This window comes from Oceaniglobus trochenteri (assembly GCF_020529025.1).
GTDB lineage: Bacteria > Pseudomonadota > Alphaproteobacteria > Rhodobacterales > Rhodobacteraceae > Oceaniglobus > Oceaniglobus trochenteri.
Genome location: NZ_JACNMM010000002.1, coordinates 30,599 through 50,562 on the forward strand (window position 1 = coordinate 30,599; position 19,964 = coordinate 50,562).

Annotated in this window: 19 protein-coding genes; 5 read left to right on the forward strand and 14 right to left on the reverse strand. The window is 66.4% G+C overall.

Annotation, left to right across the window (positions count from 1 at the left end):
• Window positions 1-27 precede the first annotated feature (27 nt).
• The 9 genes from tssH to tssA all read right to left on the reverse strand — a co-directional run bounded on the left by tssH (window position 28) and on the right by tssA (window position 10,698).
• The gene (tssH, locus tag H7828_RS00305; RefSeq protein WP_226778941.1) at window positions 28-2,739 is read right to left on the reverse strand and encodes a type VI secretion system ATPase TssH; all 2,712 of its coding nucleotides are present in this window, start codon (window positions 2,737-2,739) and stop codon (window positions 28-30) included.
• Window positions 2,736-3,791 (reverse strand): type VI secretion system baseplate subunit TssG, encoded by a 1,056-nt coding sequence (gene tssG / locus H7828_RS00310; RefSeq protein WP_226778942.1) that lies wholly within the window; start codon window positions 3,789-3,791, stop codon window positions 2,736-2,738. The genes tssH and tssG overlap by 4 nt, the downstream gene beginning before the upstream one ends.
• Window positions 3,755-5,632, reverse strand: a complete 1,878-nt coding sequence (gene tssF, locus H7828_RS00315) for a type VI secretion system baseplate subunit TssF (protein ID WP_226778943.1) — start codon at window positions 5,630-5,632, stop codon at window positions 3,755-3,757. The genes tssG and tssF overlap by 37 nt, the downstream gene beginning before the upstream one ends.
• A gap of 5 nt (window positions 5,633-5,637) precedes the next feature.
• Window positions 5,638-6,135 (reverse strand): type VI secretion system baseplate subunit TssE, encoded by a 498-nt coding sequence (tssE, locus tag H7828_RS00320; protein WP_226778944.1) that lies wholly within the window; start codon window positions 6,133-6,135, stop codon window positions 5,638-5,640.
• Window positions 6,125-6,931 (reverse strand): type VI secretion system accessory protein TagJ, encoded by an 807-nt coding sequence (locus H7828_RS00325; protein WP_226778945.1) that lies wholly within the window; start codon window positions 6,929-6,931, stop codon window positions 6,125-6,127. The genes tssE and H7828_RS00325 overlap by 11 nt, the downstream gene beginning before the upstream one ends.
• Before the next feature lie 78 nt (window positions 6,932-7,009).
• Window positions 7,010-7,498, reverse strand: coding sequence for an Hcp family type VI secretion system effector (locus H7828_RS00330; RefSeq protein ID WP_226778946.1), 489 nt, complete (start codon window positions 7,496-7,498; stop codon window positions 7,010-7,012).
• A gap of 87 nt (window positions 7,499-7,585) precedes the next feature.
• Window positions 7,586-9,079: a type VI secretion system contractile sheath large subunit gene (gene tssC, locus H7828_RS00335; protein ID WP_226778947.1), complete on the reverse strand. Its 1,494-nt coding sequence runs from the start codon at window positions 9,077-9,079 to the stop codon at window positions 7,586-7,588.
• Window positions 9,080-9,091: 12 nt separating this feature from the next.
• Entirely contained in the window at window positions 9,092-9,604 is a 513-nt protein-coding gene (gene tssB, locus H7828_RS00340) for a type VI secretion system contractile sheath small subunit (protein WP_226778948.1), read from the reverse strand.
• Between the two features lie 68 nt (window positions 9,605-9,672).
• Window positions 9,673-10,698, reverse strand: coding sequence for a type VI secretion system protein TssA (tssA, locus tag H7828_RS00345; RefSeq protein WP_226778949.1), 1,026 nt, complete (start codon window positions 10,696-10,698; stop codon window positions 9,673-9,675).
• 325 nt (window positions 10,699-11,023) lie between these two features.
• Here tssA and H7828_RS00350 point away from each other — a divergent pair, with 325 nt between their 5' ends.
• The 4 genes from H7828_RS00350 (at window position 11,024) to H7828_RS00365 (ending at window position 15,130) form a co-directional block, all read left to right on the forward strand.
• Complete coding sequence (locus H7828_RS00350) at window positions 11,024-11,776, forward strand: hypothetical protein (RefSeq protein WP_226778950.1); 753 nt, start codon at window positions 11,024-11,026, stop codon at window positions 11,774-11,776.
• 10 nt (window positions 11,777-11,786) lie between these two features.
• Window positions 11,787-12,437: a hypothetical protein gene (locus tag H7828_RS00355; protein WP_226778951.1), complete on the forward strand. Its 651-nt coding sequence runs from the start codon at window positions 11,787-11,789 to the stop codon at window positions 12,435-12,437.
• Between the two features lie 94 nt (window positions 12,438-12,531).
• Window positions 12,532-13,617, forward strand: coding sequence for an OmpA family protein (locus tag H7828_RS00360; protein ID WP_226778952.1), 1,086 nt, complete (start codon window positions 12,532-12,534; stop codon window positions 13,615-13,617).
• 1 nt (window position 13,618) lies between these two features.
• Window positions 13,619-15,130 (forward strand): caspase family protein, encoded by a 1,512-nt coding sequence (locus tag H7828_RS00365; RefSeq protein ID WP_226778953.1) that lies wholly within the window; start codon window positions 13,619-13,621, stop codon window positions 15,128-15,130.
• A 1-nt stretch (window position 15,131) separates the two neighbouring features.
• Here H7828_RS00365 and H7828_RS00370 read toward each other — a convergent pair whose 3' ends face one another.
• From H7828_RS00370 to H7828_RS00390, 5 genes are read right to left on the reverse strand one after another with little or no spacing between them, the layout of a single operon-like run.
• Complete coding sequence (locus H7828_RS00370) at window positions 15,132-17,120, reverse strand: hypothetical protein (RefSeq protein WP_226778954.1); 1,989 nt, start codon at window positions 17,118-17,120, stop codon at window positions 15,132-15,134.
• Window positions 17,117-17,521: an ExbD/TolR family protein gene (locus tag H7828_RS00375; protein ID WP_226778955.1), complete on the reverse strand. Its 405-nt coding sequence runs from the start codon at window positions 17,519-17,521 to the stop codon at window positions 17,117-17,119. The genes H7828_RS00370 and H7828_RS00375 overlap by 4 nt, the downstream gene beginning before the upstream one ends.
• On the reverse strand, window positions 17,518-17,919 hold the full coding sequence (locus H7828_RS00380; RefSeq protein ID WP_226778956.1) for an ExbD/TolR family protein: 402 nt from the start codon (window positions 17,917-17,919) through the stop codon (window positions 17,518-17,520). Before H7828_RS00380 ends, H7828_RS00375 begins: the two co-directional genes overlap by 4 nt.
• 13 nt (window positions 17,920-17,932) lie before the next feature.
• On the reverse strand, window positions 17,933-18,556 hold the full coding sequence (locus tag H7828_RS00385) for a MotA/TolQ/ExbB proton channel family protein (protein ID WP_226778957.1): 624 nt from the start codon (window positions 18,554-18,556) through the stop codon (window positions 17,933-17,935).
• Between the two features lie 4 nt (window positions 18,557-18,560).
• A complete protein-coding gene (locus H7828_RS00390; protein ID WP_226778958.1) occupies window positions 18,561-18,983 on the reverse strand; it encodes a hypothetical protein in 423 nt (140 codons plus the stop codon).
• Window positions 18,984-19,122: 139 nt separating this feature from the next.
• Between H7828_RS00390 and H7828_RS00395 the strand changes: the two genes are divergently transcribed.
• A complete protein-coding gene (locus tag H7828_RS00395; RefSeq protein WP_226778959.1) occupies window positions 19,123-19,869 on the forward strand; it encodes a glycoside hydrolase domain-containing protein in 747 nt (248 codons plus the stop codon).
• The last annotated feature ends 95 nt before the right edge of the window (window positions 19,870-19,964 follow it).

The window sequence follows — 19,964 nt, forward strand, 5'->3', positions numbered from 1 at the left end:
GCGGCCCGGCCCCGGGCCGAAGCGCCCCTATTCGAAACGATAGGCGAAATCGCCATTTTCAACAATGATTTCCACCTTTTCCACGGCTTCGCCCTGCATCATCCGCTTGAGGAATTCGGCCGAGATGTCGGGCAGCATGGTATTGGTCACGATGGCGTCGATCATCCGCCCGCCGCTTTCCAGCTCCTGGCAGCGTTCGGTGATCAGGTTCACCACATCGTCGGAATAGGCGAAGGGCACCTTGTGCGCGCCCTCGACCCGCTTCTTGATGCGGTCCAGTTGCAGGCGGGTGATCTTGCCGATCATGTCGGGGGAAAGCGGGTAGTAGGGGATCGTCACCAGCCGGCCCAGAAGCGCGGCGGGGAAGATTTTCAGCAGCGGATCGCGCAGGGCCTTCGAGATGCCCTCGGGTTCGGGCATCAGGTCGGGGTCGGCGCACATGTCCATGATCATGTCGCTGCCCGCGTTGCTGGTCAGCAGGATCACGGTGTTCTTGAAGTCGATCACCCGGCCCTCGCCGTCCTCCATCACGCCCTTGTCGAAGACCTGGAAGAACACCTCGTGCACATCGGGGTGGGCCTTTTCCACCTCGTCCAGCAACACGACGCTGTAGGGTTTGCGCCTGACGGCTTCGGTCAGCACGCCGCCTTCGCCATAGCCGACATAACCCGGGGGCGCCCCTTTCAGGGAGCTGACCGTGTGCGCCTCCTGATACTCGCTCATGTTGATGGTGATCACGTTCTGCTCGCCGCCATACATCACCTCGGCCAGGGCCAGGGCGGTTTCGGTCTTGCCGACGCCGCTTGTGCCCGCCAACAGGAAGACGCCGATGGGCTTGTTGGGGTTGTCGAGCCCGGCGCGCGAGGTCTGGATGCGCTTGGCAATCATCTTCATCGCGTGGTCCTGGCCGATCACACGCCTGGCCAGGTGGGTTTCGAGGTTGAGAACCGTGTCGATCTCGTCGCGCACCATGCGGCCCACCGGAATGCCCGTCCAGTCGCCCACGACGCTTGCCACCGCCTGGGCATCGACGATGGGCAGGATCAGCGGGTCTTCGCCCTGAAGCGTGGTGAGTTCGGCGTTCTTTTCGCGCAACTGCGCCAGCAGCGCCTCGCGTTCCGCGCCGCTCATCGGGCTTGCTTGCGCCGCCTCTTCGCTGGCGGCGTCCGGGGCATCGACCGGCGCGCCCCCCTCGCGCAGCTTGGCGCGCAGATCGAGGATGTCGGCGACGATGGCCTTTTCCGCATCCCATTTGCCGGTGAGGTCGGCAAGCCGCGCCTCTTCGCTCGCCTTCAGCTCGCTTATCAGCATCTTGCGGTCGGCCGCGTCATAGCCGGCGGTTTCATCGCGCCCGATGATCTCAAGCTCGGTATCGAGCGACTCGATCCGCCGGCGCGCATCGTCCACCGCCGCCGGGACCGCGTGTTGCGATACGGCGACGCGGGCGCAGGCGGTATCCAGCACGCTGACCGACTTGTCGGGCAGTTGACGCGCCGGGATATAGCGGGCCGAAAGCGACACCGCCGCCTCGATCCCCTCGTCCAGCACCTGCACCTTGTGGTGCCCTTCCAGCATCGAGGCGATCCCGCGCATCATCAGCGTGGCCTTTTCGACGCTGGGTTCTTCCACCGCGACCACCTGGAACCGCCGGGTCAGGGCCGGATCCTTCTCGATATGTTTCTTGTACTCGGCCCATGTGGTGGCGCCGATGGTGCGCAGGGTGCCGCGCGCCAGCGCCGGTTTCAGCAGGTTCGCCGCATCGCCGGTGCCCGCCGCCCCCCCTGCGCCCACCAGCGTGTGGGTTTCGTCGATGAACATCACGATGGGGGTGGTGGAGGCCTGCACCTCGTCGATCACCTGGCGCAGGCGGTTTTCGAACTCGCCCTTCATGCTGGCGCCCGCCTGCAACAGGCCGACATCCAGCACCAGCAGCCGCGCCTCCTTCAAGGCAGGGGGCACGTCGCCCCGGGCGATGCGCAGGGCAAAACCCTCGACAACGGCGGTCTTGCCCACCCCCGCCTCACCGGTAAGGATCGGGTTGTTCTGGCGGCGGCGCATCAGCACATCGACGATCTGGCGGATTTCCTCGTCGCGCCCGACGATGGGGTCGATCTTGCCATCCCGCGCCTGTTGGGTGAGGTCGGTGCAGAACTGCTGCAACGCTTCCTCTTTACCCATGGCCGCCGGGGAGCGCGCGCCCGACGCCTCGCCCGGCTCGGCCCCGCCGCCGGTGGTGCTGCCATCCTGGGGCGACAGGCGGTCTTCGGGCGATCCGTCGGTGATGCGGTGGAAATTCTCGGACAGATCATCGGGTTTCACCTTGCCGAATTCGCCCGAGATGTTCAGCAGCCCGCCCCGCAGCCCCGGCGTTTTCAGCAGGCCCAGAAGCAGATGCCCCGTGCGCACCTGGTTCGAGGAATAGAGCAGCGAGCCATAGACCCAGGCGCGCTCCATCGCCTCTTCCAGATGGGCCGAAAGGTCGGAAATGCTGGTGGCACCGCGCGGCAGGGCGTCCAGCGCCTTCTGCATGTCGGCGGAAATGCGCGCCGGGTCCAGATCGTAATGCTTGATGATCTTCAGGATGTCGTTGTCCTGCCCCTGCAATATCTGCGCCAGCCAGTGCACGATCTCGACATAGGGGTTGCCGCGCATCTTGCAGAAGACCGTGGCGCCCTCGACCGCCTGATAGCCCACCTTGTTCAGCTTACCGAAAAGCGCGACCCGGCTGATTTCCGTCATGTCGTTTTCCCCCGTTGCGGCGCATTGGCCGTCGATTGCAGGCGCAGGGGTTCGAGATACAGGTCGTCCGCATCCCGCCCCGGCGCCCTTGTGCCGATCCAGCTGGTCTGGCCCAGCCGCGTGGTTCCCCCCAGGCTGGCCGCCGGAACATCGCCCGCGCGCAGCACAAGGTTCACATCCCAATCCAGCGCATCGCCCACATAGCCGCGCACGATGGCCGTCAGCCGCGCCAGGGCATCGCCCCCGGGCAGAAGCGCCTGGTATTCGGCGGCCGACAGCGGCCCGATGTGCAGGCGGAACTTGGCACTGCGCGACCAGACCCTGTCGCCGATGCTGGTGGCCTGGCCCAGCCCCGCGGGCGCGCCCAGTTGCCAGCGGTCGCCCGGTTCCAGCGCCAGCCAGCTTCCGACGAACTGCTGCACCCTGACCGGGGCGCGGAAGAAGGCCGCGAGCATCGCGCCCAGCCCCGCCGCACTGCGCGGGCCGCGCGCCAGGTGGCCGGTGAAATAGCGTTTCGCCATGTCGGGCATGGCATCGCGGTTCTGGAAGGCGTCGCCCTGCATCCCCGACAGCGCCGCCACCTTGCGCGCCATCCGCCCGCGCGGCCCGCGATCAAGGTCGGCGGCGGGCTGACCGGTGGTCCACGCCCGGTAAAGCAGGCTCATGATGCGGTGGGTCAGCATGTCGGCAAAGGCGACGAAGGTGGTGTCGCGCGCATTGCGCTGCCTTTCGCGGGCGTATTCGGTCAGATGCGGCGGCAGGGGGCCGTGAGGGCCGAAAAGGCCGAAGAACAGGTTCTGCAACCGCCCCGGCCCCTGCCCGCCCGGCGGCGTGACGCTGGTGATGGTGGTGCGGGCAAAAGCCATCGAAGGTTCTTGGCCCAGGCGCATCCGGTCCTGGCGCGGCCGGCGGCTTTCGCCGAGGCGCGGTGCGTCGGGAAAGGCGGTTTCGATCACGCGCAGGGCGTGGAAGATGTGGTGTCGTGTGGGATCGTCCAGCAGGGCCTGGAAATGGCCTAGAGGATCGTCCCCAGGCCTTTCTCGGGGCGCCATCGGGCCACCTCTCCGCGTTGGGGGGTTTTCAGAACCGTTTCGGTAAAGGAATTGAGCGAGACGTAATTGGCAAAGAACCGTTGCAGCACGGTGGCCAGAAGGAAGGGCCCCGCGCCTTCGAAATAATCCTCGTCGCAGGTCACGGCGATCTCCAGTCCGCGCACCGCGGTGGACAGCATCCCGTCCGACATCCGCCGCACGATGGGGCGGCTGTCGATGGCGGTGATGCCCTCAAGCTGCTTTGTCACGGCGCGGTCCCCCGTGGGGGCATAAAGGCCGATCAATTCGCGCATGGCCTCGGCGCCGGTGCCGTTTTCGCTGTCGACCAGCGACAGGTAATTCAGCGATAGGTTGGAGATCAGCTTCCAGGCGCTTTCGCCCTGGGCCAGGGTCGGACGCGGCCGCGTGGGCGGCACCGGGGTGGTGATATGGGCGACGGGCCCGCCGCCGGGCAGGTGGAACACGTCGCGCGCACCGGTGGGCAGCAACATGGGCAGATCGCGGTTCGACACCATCGCCTTGACGGCAAGCTGGGTCAGCCCCTCGGGCCAGGGGGCCTGGGCCATGTCGACAAGGGTGACGTAAAGCTCGGACCCCAGGTAATTCGTGCGCGTCCCCTTCAGCCTTTCGCGTTCGGTGCGCTGGCGCATCTTGCGCGACTGGCTGTAAAAGGCGGTGGCCCCGCCCCCGGCCGCGGTGAATTCGGTGGCAGAATAGAATGGGCGGAAGGGCAGATCGTCGTCGCCCTTGCCGCTGATCCCGGTGACCGAAAGCAGCGTGATCAGTTCGTAATCCAGCGGCGCGGTGCGGTCGGCGATGACATGCTGTTCGCTGTCGGCAACCGAGATCAGAACCCGGTCACAGCGCTTTTCGAACAGGTTGATGGCCGGCACGCAGTTCAGCTTGAAAGCCTCTTGCGTGACATTGGCGGCCACGTCGGCGTTGCCGTTGCGCAAGAGGATGTAAAGGTCGATCTCGTCCCCGTCGCTGCGCGCCATGGCCCGGTCCAGCCCGCAGATATCGGCGAAATAGAACCGGTCGGGCAGCGCGAAATACTCCTGCAACAGCCGATAGGCATCGAGCGAGCGGCGCGGTGTCGGCAACAGGGCATCGCCGCGCGACAGACCGCGCTGTTCGATCCCGCCCACAAGGGGCATCACCCAATCGGCCCGCCGGTCGGTGCCGCGCGCCACCACGGCGGAACAATCGCCGCACAAAAGCTCGTGCAGCTTCCAGCCGACGCCGGGATTGCCGCCCATGAACACCGTCAGCCGTTCCAGCGGCAGGTCACCCAGAGGCGCGCCACCGGGCCGGCGCAGCCGCAGGCGGATGGCGGCCCGCGCCTCGACCCCGGGGGCAACGACGCCCGCCGCCACCAGTTCGCCGCGCCCGTCGATATATTCGGCCTCGCTGAATTCGACCGGCCACATCGTCAGGTCATGGGCGGTGGTGAAGACGCAGGCGGTCTGCGTCCCCTCGGCCGCGACCGAGCGAAGCTGGGTGCCGCGCGGCAGGTCGGCGCCCGCCGCCAGCGCCCCGCTGGCCAAGTCGGGGGCAAGCTGGGCGATCATCATCGAGGGCGTGGGGGCCATCAGTTGCGGATAGACGATATCCAGAAGGTGATTGGTGAAGGCGGGATATTGCAGCTCAAGCTCAAGCTGCACGCGTGCGGTCAGGAAGGCCGTGCCCTCAAGCAGGCGCTCGACATAGGGGTCAAGAACCTCGGTGCCGTCCATGCCAAGGCGGGCCGCGATCTTGGGATAGCTCTGGGCGAATTCGCCGCCCATTTCCCGCAGGAAGGACAGTTCGTTTTCATAGTGGCGCAGAAGGCGGGTATCCATGCCGGCTACCTCTTCTCTTCCAGGTCGACTTCGCCGGTCGTCAGGTCGATCTGCGAACGCAGGTAGAGTTCCAGCGGTATGGGTTCGGCCCACATGTCGGCCACGATGTCGAAAACCACGATCGCCTTGCCCTGATCGTCGTCCTTTCGCAGCACGATATCCAGCGTGCCTTCGTTTATGCGCGGTTCGAACCGGCGGATGGCGGCCTGCATCGACTTGCGGATCTCGATCACCCGCTGGCCGGTGGAAAATTCGCCCGACACCTCGCGCAGGCCATAGTTCAGCACGGAATGCGATGCGTTGGGATAACGGGTGGCGTCGATCTCGCTGTCGAGGTTGTTGGCGTTCAGCAGCCAGGCCAGGTCGCGGCGCACGATGTCGCGCAGACGGTTGATGTCGATCACCCGGGCATCGCGGGTTTCGGTCGCCTTGTCGGGCGCCAGGTCGGTCAGCCGGTCCAGCAGGGAGGGCTGAAGCCGTTCGGAGAGGTTTCTATCCGCCACGGGCCGCGTCCATCGTCAGGTTGCGCAGGTCCAGCAGGGCCGTGTCGCCGGTGTCGGTTGTCAGAAGCCGCTGGCCGGTTCCGATCCAGGTCTCGCCGCCCGCATCGGCCCAATGGGTCGCGCGGGAGAGCTTTGCGGAATCGTCGCCGGTTTCGGCCGTTCCGGCATAGCGCGTGGGGATCAGCGCCACCGTGTCGCCGCCATTGTGCAGGGTCAGATGGGCCGCACTCCAGACGCAATCGCGCAGGTCGGTGGGTTCTTCCACGGTCAGGCTGGCGATCGAGGTGAAGGGCAGCCAGAAATACCGCCCGTTGACGATGATTTCCAGAACCGGACCAAGCCGCATGTCGGCATCCGCCACCCATTCGAAGGGCGCATCGTTCAGCGTTCCGGCGCCGGCGGGCGCCATGTCGAAGGCGGCCGCGCGCAGATCGGCGGCACGGGCAGCCTGCCCCGCCGCCAGCGCCTTCAGGGCCTGGCCCAGAAGCGCGATCCATTCCGCCGGTTCACCGAAGACCAGCGGTTCCTTTTCGCCCGAGAACACCTTTTCGCGGAACACCTCGCAGATGATGGCCTCGCGATAGGTCTGGGCCATGGGCAGCGCCATCGGGTCAAGCTCGGCGCAGAGCTTCAGCTGGGTGATGGCGCGTTTCCAGTCGCCCAGCACGCAAAGCAGCTGAAACAGGAAGATCCGCAGTTTCGCATCGGCCGGATCGGCGCGCACCTGCGCTTGCAGGGCAGTCAGGGCGCCGGACAGGTCGCCCTGTTTCAACAGATCGGTTGCATCGCTGTTCACGGGGGTGATCTCCGGGCGTAAGGGGGGTGGGGTTCGCCGGGCAACCCCGGCGAACCCGCGTTGTCGCGCGGTGGGTGCCTACAGCACTTCGTTGGCGGCAATGTCGAACTTGAACGGCACCTGGCTTGCCTCGCCACCCTTCTTGTCCTGTTCCTTGTACAGGATGTCGAAGGCCCCGAAGTTGATCGAGAAGTTCACCGTCAGGCGATCCTCGCCGCCCGAACCACCGGTGCTGACCGAGGTGATGATGCAATCGGACAGCTTGTAGATGATGTATTCCAGCGGCGAGTCACCGGCCTTGCGGCAAGTCATGGTGATCGTTTCGTGGTGGGTGCCCTTGGTCGAGGACTTGATCAGCTCATGGGTGGATTTCTCATAGTAGGTGGTGACGCTCAGGTCCTGGAAGTTGGCCTTTCCCGCGCCCGAACCGCCGCCCATGTGGGTGGTGCCGCTGTTGGAGATACCCCAGGACCAGGCCAGGATATCAAGCTCCTTGGCGTGGGTCTTGTCCTGGGATTCACCGGCAATGACGGGGCCTTCAATCTTCAAAAACATGTCGACGGCCATGTCGAACTCTCCTTCTTTGAAATGCGGCCCTGGGGGCCGACTGGGTTAAAATTCCCGGACGCCCGCGCGGGGCGCCCGGGATCGAAATCAGCCTTTTTCCGACGGCAGCTTCGAAACCAGGCGCAACGAAACGCTGAGCCCTTCAAGCTGGTAATGGGGCCGCAGGAAGAACTTCGAGGTGTAGTAGCCGGGGTTGCCCTCGACCTCTTCCACCACGACCTCGGCGGCCGACAGGGGACGGCGCGCCTTGGTGCCCTCGGACGAGGTTTCCGACTGACTGTCCACGTAATTGAGGATCCAGGAGTTCAGCCATTTTTCCATCTCGGCGCGGGATTTGAATGACCCCACCTTGTCGCGCACCATGCATTTCAGGAAATGCGCGAAACGGCAGGTGGCGAAGAGATAGGGCAGACGCGCCGCAAGGTTGGCGTTGGATGTCGCGTCGGGGTCGTCGTATTCGGCCGGCTTGTGCAGCGACTGGGCGCCGATGAAGGCGGCCATGTCGGTGTTCTTGCGGTGGATCAGCGGCATCAGGCCCAGGTTGGCCAGTTCCGCCTCGCGCCGGTCGGAGATACCGATTTCGGTGGGGCATTTCATGTCGACCCCGCCATCGTCGGTGGGGAAGGTATGGGTGGGCAGATTGGCCACCGTCCCGCCCGATTCAACGCCGCGGATGCGCGAACACCAGCCGTATTCCTTGAAGCTGCGGTTGATGTTGGTGGCCATGCCATAGGCGGCATTGACCCAGGAAAACTTGTCGGATTCGGCGTTGCCGGTGTCTTCCTCGAAGGCGAATTCCTCGACCGGGTTGGTTTTTGCACCGTAAGGGGTGCGGCCCAGGAAACGCGGCATGGTCAGGCCCAGATACTTGGAATCCTCGCTGTCGCGCAGGGATTTCCAGGCGGCGTATTCCGGCGTGCTCTGAATCTTGGCCAGATCGCGCGGGTTGGCCAGTTCCTGCCAGCTTTCGAAGTTCATCAGCGACGGATCGGCGCCGGTGATGAAGGGGGCGTGACAGGCGGCGGCCACCTTGGCCATTTCGCCCAGAAGCTCGACGTCGGGGGCCGAGTGATCGAAGTGGTAATCGCCCACTAGGCAGCCATAGGGCTCACCGCCGAACTGGCCGAATTCTTCCTCGTAGAGCTTCTTGAAGATCGGTGACTGGTCCCAGGCGGCGCCCTTGAACTTGCGAAGGGTCTTGTGCAGATCCTTCTTGCTGATGTTCATCACCCGGATCTTCAGCATCTCGTCGGTTTCGGTGTTGTTCACCAGGTGGTGTAGACCGCGCCAGGCGCTTTCCAACTGCTGGTATTCGGCGTGGTGAATGATCTCGTTCACCTGCGCGCTCAGCTTCTTGTCGATTTCGGCGATCATGGATTGCAGCGAATGCAGCACGTCGTCGGAAATCAGGCTGGCGTTTTCAAGCGCCTGACCGGCCAGGGTCTGTACCGCCTTTTCCACGGCGGATTTGGCATTGTCGCTGCGGGGCTTGAAACTTTTCTGCAGAAGTGAGGCGAAATCGCCCTCGGCGGTTTCGGTCGCGCCTGCGGCGGCTTCGGCTTGGGTTGCTTCTTCGGCCATCGTCGCGCCTCCTTATTCTGCGGGCTTGTCGTCGCCTTCGGGCGCCGGGGCGGCCGCAAGCGATTTCAGCAGTTCGGGGTTGTTCATGGTTTCGGCGATCAGCTCTTCGGCGTCGGGCTTGCCGTCCATGTAGCTCATGAGGTTGGACAGCTCCTGGCGCGCCTCAAGCAGCTTGCGCAGGGGTTCGACCTTCTGGGCGATGGCCGCGGGCGAAAAATCGTCCATGCTTTCGAAGGTCAGGTCGACCGAAAGGTTCCCTTCACCGGTCAGGGTGTTGGGCACCGAAAAGGCGGCGCGCGGCTTCATCGCCTTCATCCGGCTGTCGAAATTGTCGACGTCGATCTCGAGGAACTTGCGGTCGGCGATGCCGGGCTGGGGCACTTCGGACTTGCCGGCCAGGTCGGACATGACGCCCATGACGAAGGGAAGCTGCACCTTCTTCTCGGCGCCGTAGAGTTCGACATCGTATTCGATCTGCACCCTCGGGGCGCGGTTGCGGGCAATGAACTTTTGCGAACTGGACATCTCTGTCTCCCTGAAAGTCGTTTTGTTGGTCTTGTTGGTCGTAGCCTAGTTGCGAAGTTGACGTTGTGTCACTCCGGGTTTTCCATACCTCCGATCAGCTGGACATTCTCAAGCCCGAGCGGCGCAAGATCCTGGATGATGGTCAGGAAATCGGCCCCCACCAGGCGGCGCGCCCGTTCCAGCAGGATCGGCAGCGGGCTGGAGGGTTCGTGCTTTGCGTAATAATCGATGATGCGGCCCAGCGCCTTTTCGACATCGGCGGGCGAGGAAATGGTGCCGGGCGGCGGCGCGGCGGGCCTGGGCGCGTCGGCCTGGCTTTCGGCGGGCGTGGCGGGGCCCTCATCGCCCGCTTCGCTCGGCTCTTCGGGGGCGCCCACCACCGGCGCCAGGATCGACACGGCCTTTTTCAGCATCACCTGCATGGGCCTCAGGTTGGGCCCCTGCCCCGGCAACCGTTCATCAAAGACCGCATTGATCGCCTCGACATCGGCCAGAGCGGCCTGCGCGGCGTCAAGGTTGGCCTTCAGCACCGCGTCGTCGGTATCCTGGAAGGCGGCCGAAACCGTCTGCGCCGAGGGCGGGTTTTCCATGTCGGCGGGCGGTGAAACCTCGCCATCGGCGATGGCGATATCGCGCAGCGACATGCGCCCGAAGGCCGGGCTGAGCGTGAGGGGCGCGTGGCGCAGGGCGCGCAGGGTCGTCGCGGTATCGACCAGCCCCAGCATGGAATTGACCCGCATGGTCGGATCATCGTCATCCTCGGCGTCAAGCTGGGGATGGCAACTGTCCCAGAACTCTTCCAGCGCGGTACGCAGGAAACCCGTCGTCTCGGCCAGGCCCGGCAGCCCCACCAGCCGCAGTTGCGCATAGCCATAGAGGATGGCGGCGCGCAGATCGTTCGAGAGGTCCAGCACCGCCTCGGCCTTTTCGACGATGGCCTTGGCGTCGGGCTCCTGGGCGGCGATGATCTCGTTTCCGGCCTGGCGCTCCTCTTCCGGCTGGGCCGCCAGCAGCAGGTCGGTAAAAACCTTCTCGTACTCCAGATTTTCGCCGCTGGGCGCGTCGTCGGATCGGTGGATAGCGGCAATTGGCATGGAATACTCCCCTGGTGGCGGGCCGCCCTGCCGAAGGGGCAGCCGACGGAAACCGCGGAAAATTTCTTTCCCCGGGCCGTGAAATCCCACCCCGGGACGACCGCTTCACCCTTGAACACCTTCAGGCACGGCGCGAAATCACGCGCCGAAGGCCGTAAATTGACGTTAGGTCAGGGAAATTCGCAAATCAACTGTTTGTCGTGCAGGGCGCCAAGCGTTCCATCCGCACAACAGGATTTGCGCAATTTCGGGGCAATGTCGCATTTCACGTTGACCCAAGGGAATCCCACCTACACTGTCGGGGCAAAACTCACGAGGGACCCCGATGAAACTTCATGGCTGCGCAACGCGCGCTTTCGCCACGCTTGCTGCAACGCTTGCCATCGGCGGCGCGGCCCAGGCGCAGCAGGACGGCGCCCGCCCCAAGAACGTGACCCTTCTGGGCATCCAGTCGGCCACCGTGGCACCCAGCGGGCTGGCCTTTGCGTCGCTCTCGGGAACGACGGACCGCGTCGGACCGGGCGATGACATCGACGGTTCGCTTGCGCTGGGCTTCGGGCTCGGCAATGCGCAGACCGGCATCGGCTTGCAGTTCACCGGCCAGATCACCTCGCTTACCGATTCCTTTGCCGATTCCGGCTATTTCGAGATCAAGGCCTCGCGCCAGATCGTCGGCGGCAGCACCCCGACCTACCTGGGCCTTTCGGTCGACGGTGGCGGTTTCGGCGATGCCTCGGGGCGCGACACCGGCGGCAAGATCACCCTGACATCCTTCCGCCATGCGCAATTCTCGGAGGGGGGCGATTACTTTCCGCTGATGTTCACCCTCGGCGCGGGCACCAACATCCGCAACAATGAAAGCGATCCGGGCATCTTCGGCGGTGTCGGAATCGGGCTCACGCCAAACCTCGGGGTTTCGGCTGCCTGGAGCGGGGAATACGTGAATGTCGGGGCTTCGTTCCGGTTCGACCAGGCACCGAACCTCGAGGTGGCCACAACGCTTTACGATGCCTTCGACCAGGAAAACAGCCGACGACTGGGCATTTCCGTTTCCTATTTCGTGGCCGACCTCTTCTAAGGACATTCCGATGAAACCGATTTCTTTCGCCTCGACAGGACTGGTGCTTTTTCTTTCGCTGGGCCTGTCATCCACCGCCACCGGCGGTGAGGAATCCGTCACGCCCGAAGGCCCGATCTTCACGCCCCCCTCATTTGGTGGGCCGGTCTTCGTGCCGCCGGGCGCAAAGCCCGGTCTTCCCGGAACGGGCAGCGCCCCGGAACTGGAGGAGCAGATGGCGGCGGCCACCCAATCCTTCAGTGAGGCGCGCTATATCTGTGCGCGTCTGCCCAAGGACGGCTATCGCATCGACTGTCTGGCCGACCAACTGGCGCAATATGCCGCCGCCATGCCGCAAACGCCCGAATATGCCGAGGTGCGCCAGATCGTCGAACAGACGGCCACCAAGCTGAACCGCGTGGCCAAGCGCAACGCGTCGAAAACCGCGCCGCCGGCCCGTCTGCGCGAGGACAGGCCCGTCAATCCGCGCCGAAGCTCGCGCCCCATCGTGCCGGTGGCGACCGAAAGCCTGGAAACGGCCACGGCCGAGGCGAACGCCATCCTGGCCGAGGCGGAAACCCTGTTGCTGCGTGCCTCGGAACGCTCGCAACGGCGCAAGGTGGCCTTCAGCCAGGTTGCCGAGGTGGTGGGAAGCTCGACCGTTCTTCTGCGTTCAAGCTGACCTTCGGGGTCGGGTATCCCGGTATGTTAAAGCGGTTCGAAATTTGATAAGGTAGCGCTGATATTTCAGGTCAGTCGAAAGGAATCTCGACGCCATGGGTCATTTGACAATTTTCAGAACCGGTTTTCGCACCCTTACCCTTGCAGGCGGATTGGCAGGTCTCTGCGCAACTGCCGCCCTTGCCCAGGACAACCCCTTTTCCGGCGGTTGGACCCTGAAATCAGACAGTTCCGCCCTGCGGTTCCAATCGGTGAAGAACGCCACCAAGGTCGAGACCAGCAGTTTCGCCAGCTTCGACGGCACCATTTCCGAGGACGGCACGGCGAAAGTGACGATCAAGCTGGATTCGGTGGATACCAAGGTCGATCTGCGCAACGTGCGGATGCGGTTCCTGTTCTTCGAAACCTTCCAGTTCCCCGAGGCGGTGATCACCGCAAGGATCGACCCCGCCGATCTGGCCGACCTGAACGAGGTGCGGCGCAAGATCATCATGCTGCCCTATACGCTGGATCTGCACGGCGTGAAGACCGAGGGCGAGGCCGAGGTTGCCGTCACCCTGATCAGCGACACGCTGGTCGCCGTCGCCTCGAGCACGCCGATTTCGGTCGCCACCGCCGATCACGATCTTGATAACGGCATCCGCAAGCTGGAAGAGGCGGCGAATGTCGAAATCGTGCCCTCGGCCACCGTCAGTTTCGACATGATCTTTGGGCGCGCCGCCCCCGATGCCCCTGCCCCCGCCACGGTTGCCGCCGCTCAGCCCGAAACGCCCCCGGCCAGTGCTGCCGTGGAAACCGCCGGCAACTTCGATCTGGCCGCCTGCAAGGGCCGGTTCGAGATTCTGTCGCGGACCGACAACATCAATTTCCGCTCGGGCTCGGCCACGCTGGAACAGACCAGCTTCTTCCTGCTCGACAGCATCGTCGACATCGTGCGCCGCTGCCCCGGCCTGAAGATCGAGGTGGGTGGTCACACCGACAGCCTCGGGGGCGCGGCCAGCAATCAGCGCCTCTCCGAACGGCGCGCCGCATCGGTCACCGATTACCTGATCAGCAAGGGTGTCGACCGCGCCCAGATCACCAGCACCGGCTATGGCGAGGCGCGCCCCATCGTCGACAACGACACCGCCGAGAACCAGCGCAGGAACCGGCGGATCGAATTTACCGTATTGAATGGATGACATGTTGAACCACCTCCGCACCCTGGCCCTTGGCGCCGTCCTGGCCCTTGCCGCCACCCTGAGCGCCCATGCACAGGCGCGCATCGCGCTGGTGGTGGGCAACGGGGCCTATGGCGCGGTGCCCTCGCTGGACAACCCCACCGCCGATTCCCGCCTGATAGCGCAATCGCTGGAACGGGCCGGGTTCAAGGTGACACTGCTGACCGATGCCGACCAGGTGACGCTGAACCGCGCCATTGCCCAGTTCGGGCGCGAATTGCGCGGTGCGGGCGAAGACACGACCGGGTTGTTCTATTACGCCGGGCATGGCGTGCAGTCCTTCGGCAACAACTATCTTCTGCCCACCGACGTGGCCCTGACCGATGCCGCCGACCTGCCCCTTGTGGGCATTCAGGCGCAGGCGGTGCTGCGCCAGATGGCCAGCGCGCGCAACCGCACCAACATCGTTATTCTCGACGCCTGCCGCGACAATCCGTTCGAGGAAATCGCATCGCTGAACGACAACGGCCTGGCCGAGATGAAGGCGCCCACCGGCACTTTCCTGTCCTACTCCACCGCGCCGGGGGCCGTCGCGCTGGACGGGCTGGAGGGGAACAGCCCCTTCACCGCCGCCCTGGCCCGCCACCTGGAAGAACCCGGCCTGGCCATCGAACAATTGTTCAAATCCGTGCGCATCGACGTGCTGCGCGCCACCAACGGGCGTCAGGTGCCTTGGGATACCTCGTCGCTGACCGGTGATTTCCAGTTCACCCCGGCCCTGCCCGTCGACCCCCAGGAACAGGCCGCCGAGGCGCTGTGGAATTCGGTCAAGAACACCGGCGATCCGGTGCAGATCCTGCTCTTCCTGCGCGCCCACCCCGAAAGCGCAAGGGCGGAAGAGGCGCGCGCGCTGCTGAACCGCCTGATCGCCGCCGAAACCGCGCCCGCCCCCCAGCCCGAGGAAGAGGTCGCCGCCCTGCCCGAGGCATCGCGCGCCACGCCGGTGCCCGAGAAACCGGCCGCCCTGCCCGAGGCCAGCGAACGCGACATGATCGAACGCGCCCGCAGCACCGGCACGCTTGAGGATTATCAGGCCTATCTCGATGCCTACCCCGAAGGCACCTATGCCGAACTGGCGGCCTTCGAGATCTCGATCCTTATGGAAAAGGCCGCCGCCGCCGCGCCCGCGCCGGAACAGCCGACCGCCCCCGCCGAAGAACCGGCGCCCGAACCCGCAGCGGCACCCGTCACCTTCGATACGCCGCTGACCATCGGCGGCGAAGGCGTGGTCGGCAAGACGCTGGAACAACTGATTGCCGGTTCACCGCTGTTTCCCCCGGTCGAGGGCCTGCCCGAGGAATTCTGGAAGGAAAAGACCTGCTCCAACTGCCACGAATGGCACCGCGACAACCTTTGCGATCAGGCGCAGACCTATCTCAAGGCCAATGCCGAACGGGCGCTGACAAAGACGCATCCCTATGGCGGCGGGTTGAAGGCCAACCTGCGCCTTTGGGCCGAGAACGAATGCCGATAGCTCACGGACCGGCGCGGGTTTCCACCAGCACATAGAACCATTCGCCCCGAAACGCCGCATCGGCGGCGCGCGCCTGCGCCACGGCATCGGCCAGTGCGTCCAGATAGGGCGCGGCGGGTTCGTAGACCGGCCGTTCGGCCAGTGGCAGGGGCGAGGACGCGGCAAAGGCCACCAGTATTTCCTTGCCGAAAGGTGCTGTCACGGTGATGGGCCGGCCATCGGGCGCCCTGTCGATCATGATGCTTTCGCCCGGCGCGATCCTGTCATGCAGGGCAATCTCCGCGGGGCGCAGGTGCAGAACCCGCCCCGCCGCATCATAGAAATCGGCATAGAGAAACGCGGGATAGTCCGGCACCTCGATGGGAAAGCCCAGGAACTGCCCTTCGACGAAGCGCGCGATCCGGGTGAAGGGCTGTTCACCCAGAACGCGCGGATCGCCCAGCTGATCGTCCGACTGCGCCAGCCCCACCGCCTCGATCCCCGCGAGGGTGCCGCATTGCGGGCGCGGCAGGACCTGCACGGTATCCACAAGCGGAATTGCCCCGCCCACCCGTGCCGACAGCGCCGCCAGAACCGGGGCGCGCAACCCTTCCTCGGGGATATGGCCGCGCAGTTCCAACTGCCCCGTTTCGGGGTCAAAGACGGTCTGAAGCCGCGCGCAGGGCACCTTGGCCAGCATTGCGCCGATGGCATCGCGCACCCGGGGGCCATCGCCCGAGGGGTCGTCGGCGCGGCTGAAGGCCTGAATCGCGGCCAGCGAAAGATCGTCAAGGGCCGCCGCGCCCGCGCCGCTCCAGGCAAGGGCCGCCGTCTGGCGCGCGCTTTGCGGGGCGACGGGGGCGGCCCTTGGTGCCTCGGGCACCGTCAGGCCCAGCGGTTCAGCGGCGCCGGGTCCGCCCGTCAGCGCCTCGCCGCGCGCCGAAACATCGCCCAGGGCGGGGGCGTCGGGGGCCTTGGCGGACTGGGTCGTGGGGGTCACGGCAGCGGGCTGCACCCGGGCTTCGGCGGGGCGGGTCGGGCGGGTCTGGGTGGCCGGCAAGGGCGCGGCCTGCCCCCTTGGCGCCGACACGGCAAGGCCGGCCAGTTGCACAGGGTCCGCAGAAAGCGCGCCCAGAGTTGCGGCAGGCTTTGGCGCCACGGCCCCGAGGGGCGCCAAAGCGCCCTTGACCGGTTCGGCGCGCAGGCTTGCAACCGGCGCGTCCTGCTCTGCCGCCGGGCGGGCTGGCAGGGCGGTGCCGGTCAGGGGCGGCGCGGGCTCGGGCGACAGGCCGGTCAGGCGCGGCGCAGGGGCGATACCTGCCACCAGCCGCCCGCCCGAAGGCGCGCGCCCCGACAGCGCCGCGCCCTGCGCCCGGGCGGGTTGCACGGTTGCGCCCGGAATGGGACTGGCCGCCAGCAGGGGCGCGCCCGGCGCCACCGCCCGATCTGCGCGCGCCGCCGACACGGCGATGGGGGCAACCGGGTTGGCCACCACCCGGCCGGGCGCCGCCGCCTCAGCCCGGACAGGCGCCTCGGCAAGCCGGGCCTCGGTCGCGGGTGTGGACGGCACGGCCTGCCCTGACGCCGCCCTTGCCGCAACGGCAGCGGCGCGTTCCGTCACCGGGGGCAACCTTTCGCCCCCCGCCACGCCCGCGGCACCGGGCAACCGCTCACCCGCCACCGGGCGCGGCGCGATGGCCTCTGGCGGGCTGATCGGCGCGGCGCGCTCGGCCGTCATGGGCAGGGGCGCGGCGCGTGATTGCGGCACCGCGCGGCCCGTGGCGCGGCGTCCTCCTGTCGCGCCTTCGGAAAGGGCGGGCGCATCCGGTGCGGCCTCGGGCGCCTTGGTCTGCGGCACCTGATAGCTCGAGATGTCGAAGGCCGCCGCGCGCGCCCCCGCCGGGGGCGGCGGATCGGGGGCGACGGCGGCCGCCAGCATCAGGACAAGACCACCGTGCAGCACGACCGAGGCCACCACCCCCCCGCCCCAAAGCGCGGCGCGCGCCGTCATGGCAGACCCGGCGTGAGGACCAGCACCACCTCGTGCGCGCCCAAAGCCTCGATCTCGGCGGCCAGGGGCAGAACGTGGCGCAGCGGCGCGCCCCGGTCAGCGTTCAGCCGCACCAGGGTGTCTGGCGCACCGTCCAGCCGCTCCGCCAGACGCTTCAGCACCCCGACCCGCGCCATCACCCCACCCTCAAGGGCCAGCGCGCCATCGGCCGAAACAGAAACCGTGACCCCGCCCCCGGGCATGTCGGCGCCGCTTTGCGCCGTGGGCGGCAGAACGTCGAAGGGGGCCGAGGCATCCATCCGCCCCACCAGCATGAAGAAGATCAGCAGGAAGAAGACCACGTCGATCAGGGCGATGATGGTTTCGGGCGGCGTGCGGCGCCGGGGACGGCCGAGCTTCATGGCTGCGCCTCCAGCCTTACGATGCGCAACCGCTGCGCCCCGGCCCCGACCAGCACATCCATCAGCCCGGCCAGCGCCTGAACGCTGGCCTGCCCAGAGGGCAGCACGAGGATGTCGAGCGCCGGTTCACGTTCCAGTTCCCGGCGCAGCACCTCGGGGTCGAGCGGCTGACCGCGCAGGAAGGCGCCGCCATCGGCCGACAGCCGCACCAGAACCCGTTCGACCGGCGCATCACCGCCCGCCCCGCCGCCCGGCGCTTCGGCCCCGGCAAGGGGCACCATGTCAAGATCGAGATAGGTCGAGGTGACCATGAAGAAGACCAGAAGGATCATCAGCACGTCGATCATCGCCACCAGCGAGATTGCGGCGCGCGGGCCTGTCGGGCGGGATATCCGCATGCACCGCCCTCCCCTAGGGTTCCAGCCGGTCCTCGATGGCGTAAAGACGGCCCACTGCCGCCTCGGCCTGTTGGCCGGCCCGTTCGACACGCGCCCCCAGAAGACCCGCCGCAAGGGCCGCGGGAATCGCGACGATCAAGCCCGCCGCCGTGGTCAGCAGCGCCTGCCAGATGCCCGCGGCCAGAAGCGCGGCATTGGCCGACCCCTCGGCCAAGGCCAGTTCGCGGAACGCCTCGATCATGCCGAGGACAGTGCCCAGCAGGCCCAGAAGCGGGCTGACCATGGCGATCAGTTCCAGCGCGCGCAGGCCGGTGGACATCTCGGCCAGTTCGGCATTGCCGCGCCACTCCAGGTCTTCGTTCAGCAGCTTGCGCTGTGTCCCGAGGTCGAGGCCCGCCATGGCCTGCGCCAGCAGGCGGTCGGCGGGGGCGCTGCCTTCGGCCAGCGCCGCGCGCGCGCCGGCCCGGTCGCGCCCGGCCCAAAGCTCCAACGCGCGGGCCCGCCGCGCCGCCCCCGACAGGACACCCCTCAGCGCCGCGACCTTGACCACGATCAGCGCCAGCGAGAACAGCGACAGCCCGGCCAACAGCCAGACGATCGGCCCGCCATCGTGCAGAAGGTCAAGCGCGCCCCTCATCCCGTCACTTGGTCAACCGGGCCGACGCGCGGCTGACCAGGTCGAGATTGGCGAAGCAATCCGTCTCGGCTCCGCCCGCGGCCGCGCAGGAGGGGATGTCGTGCAGCAGGATTTCGGAGATGTCATCGCAGGCGATCTCGGGAATCTCGAACAGCTTGAGCGTGGTGCGCCCCACCGGCAGGGGCGCGGCGTCGATGGTCAGCAGCCGGTCGATCACACCTTGCCCGTCAAGGATGGCCAGCGACATCTCGAAGGCGTCAAGCGTGGTAGCGGTGAGGTTGCGGAACAGGAAGAAGGCGCGGCAGCCGCCGGTATCGCCCGGTTCAACCTTGTTCAGTTCGACCGTCAACTGCCCGTCGGCGGCGAAAGCGGGCGCCGCCAGGGCCGTCATGGCCGCGGCGCATGTCGCAAGAAGTGTCTGTCGCATGGTATCCCCCAGCCGTGACGTTTCACCCATGGAACGGCGAAGCTGCCCTTTGCGTCAAGCCATGATTTCCCCACCTTTCCCTTGGCCCGCTGGCGGGGTTGCGCAATGATGGGCCAGATCCGCGACACCGGAGGCGCCGATGATCCGACATTTCGCCCTGGGCCTTTGCCTTGCCGTCACCGCCCTGCCCGCCCCGGCGCAGGTGCGCCGCTCTGACGATTTCTGCCGCGCGGCCAGCGGTGTCGACATGGTCGATACCTCGGCGGTTGTGACGCCCGAGTTCCTGGACCGCATGCGCGAGGTGGGCGTGACCACCATCGGGCGCTACTACGATTACGAGGACGAGACCATTCCGGGCAAGCGGCTGCGCGCCGAGGAGCTGCCGCTGATCGCCTCTTACGGCATGTCGCTGGTGGTGGTGTTCCAGCACAACAACAACCGCGCCGAAACCTTCAACGACTGGCGCAATCGCGGCCCGGCGGACGCGCGCGAGGCGCTGAAGCTGGCCGAGACCTTCGGCCAGCCCCCCAACGGCGCGGTCTATTTCGGGGTGGACGGCGATTTCGTCGGCAACGGCGCGATCTTCCACACCGACGATGTGATCGGCTACTTCGAAGAGGTGAACCGCGTCTTCGACGAGGCGGGCGTGTCCTATCCCGTCGGAGTCTATGGATCGGGCGAGACCTGCATCACGCTGATCACCGAGGGGCTGGCGGGCTTTTGCTGGCTGTCGCATTCCCACGGTTTTGCCGGCACGCAGGAGGCGCTGGCCGGGGGCTTTTTCGATATCGAGCAGTTCCTGCACGGCACCTGCGGCGGGCGGGCGGTGGATTTCAACAAGCTGCGCGAGGGGATCACCGCCTTTGGCCAGTGGCAGCCCGGATGACGCAAGCGCACCGCCTGTGGTGCCTGCGGGATTTTTGAGTATTTTAAGCAAGAAAGAGACAGGGCGCGGATGCGGTGCGGCGACCCCGTCCGATC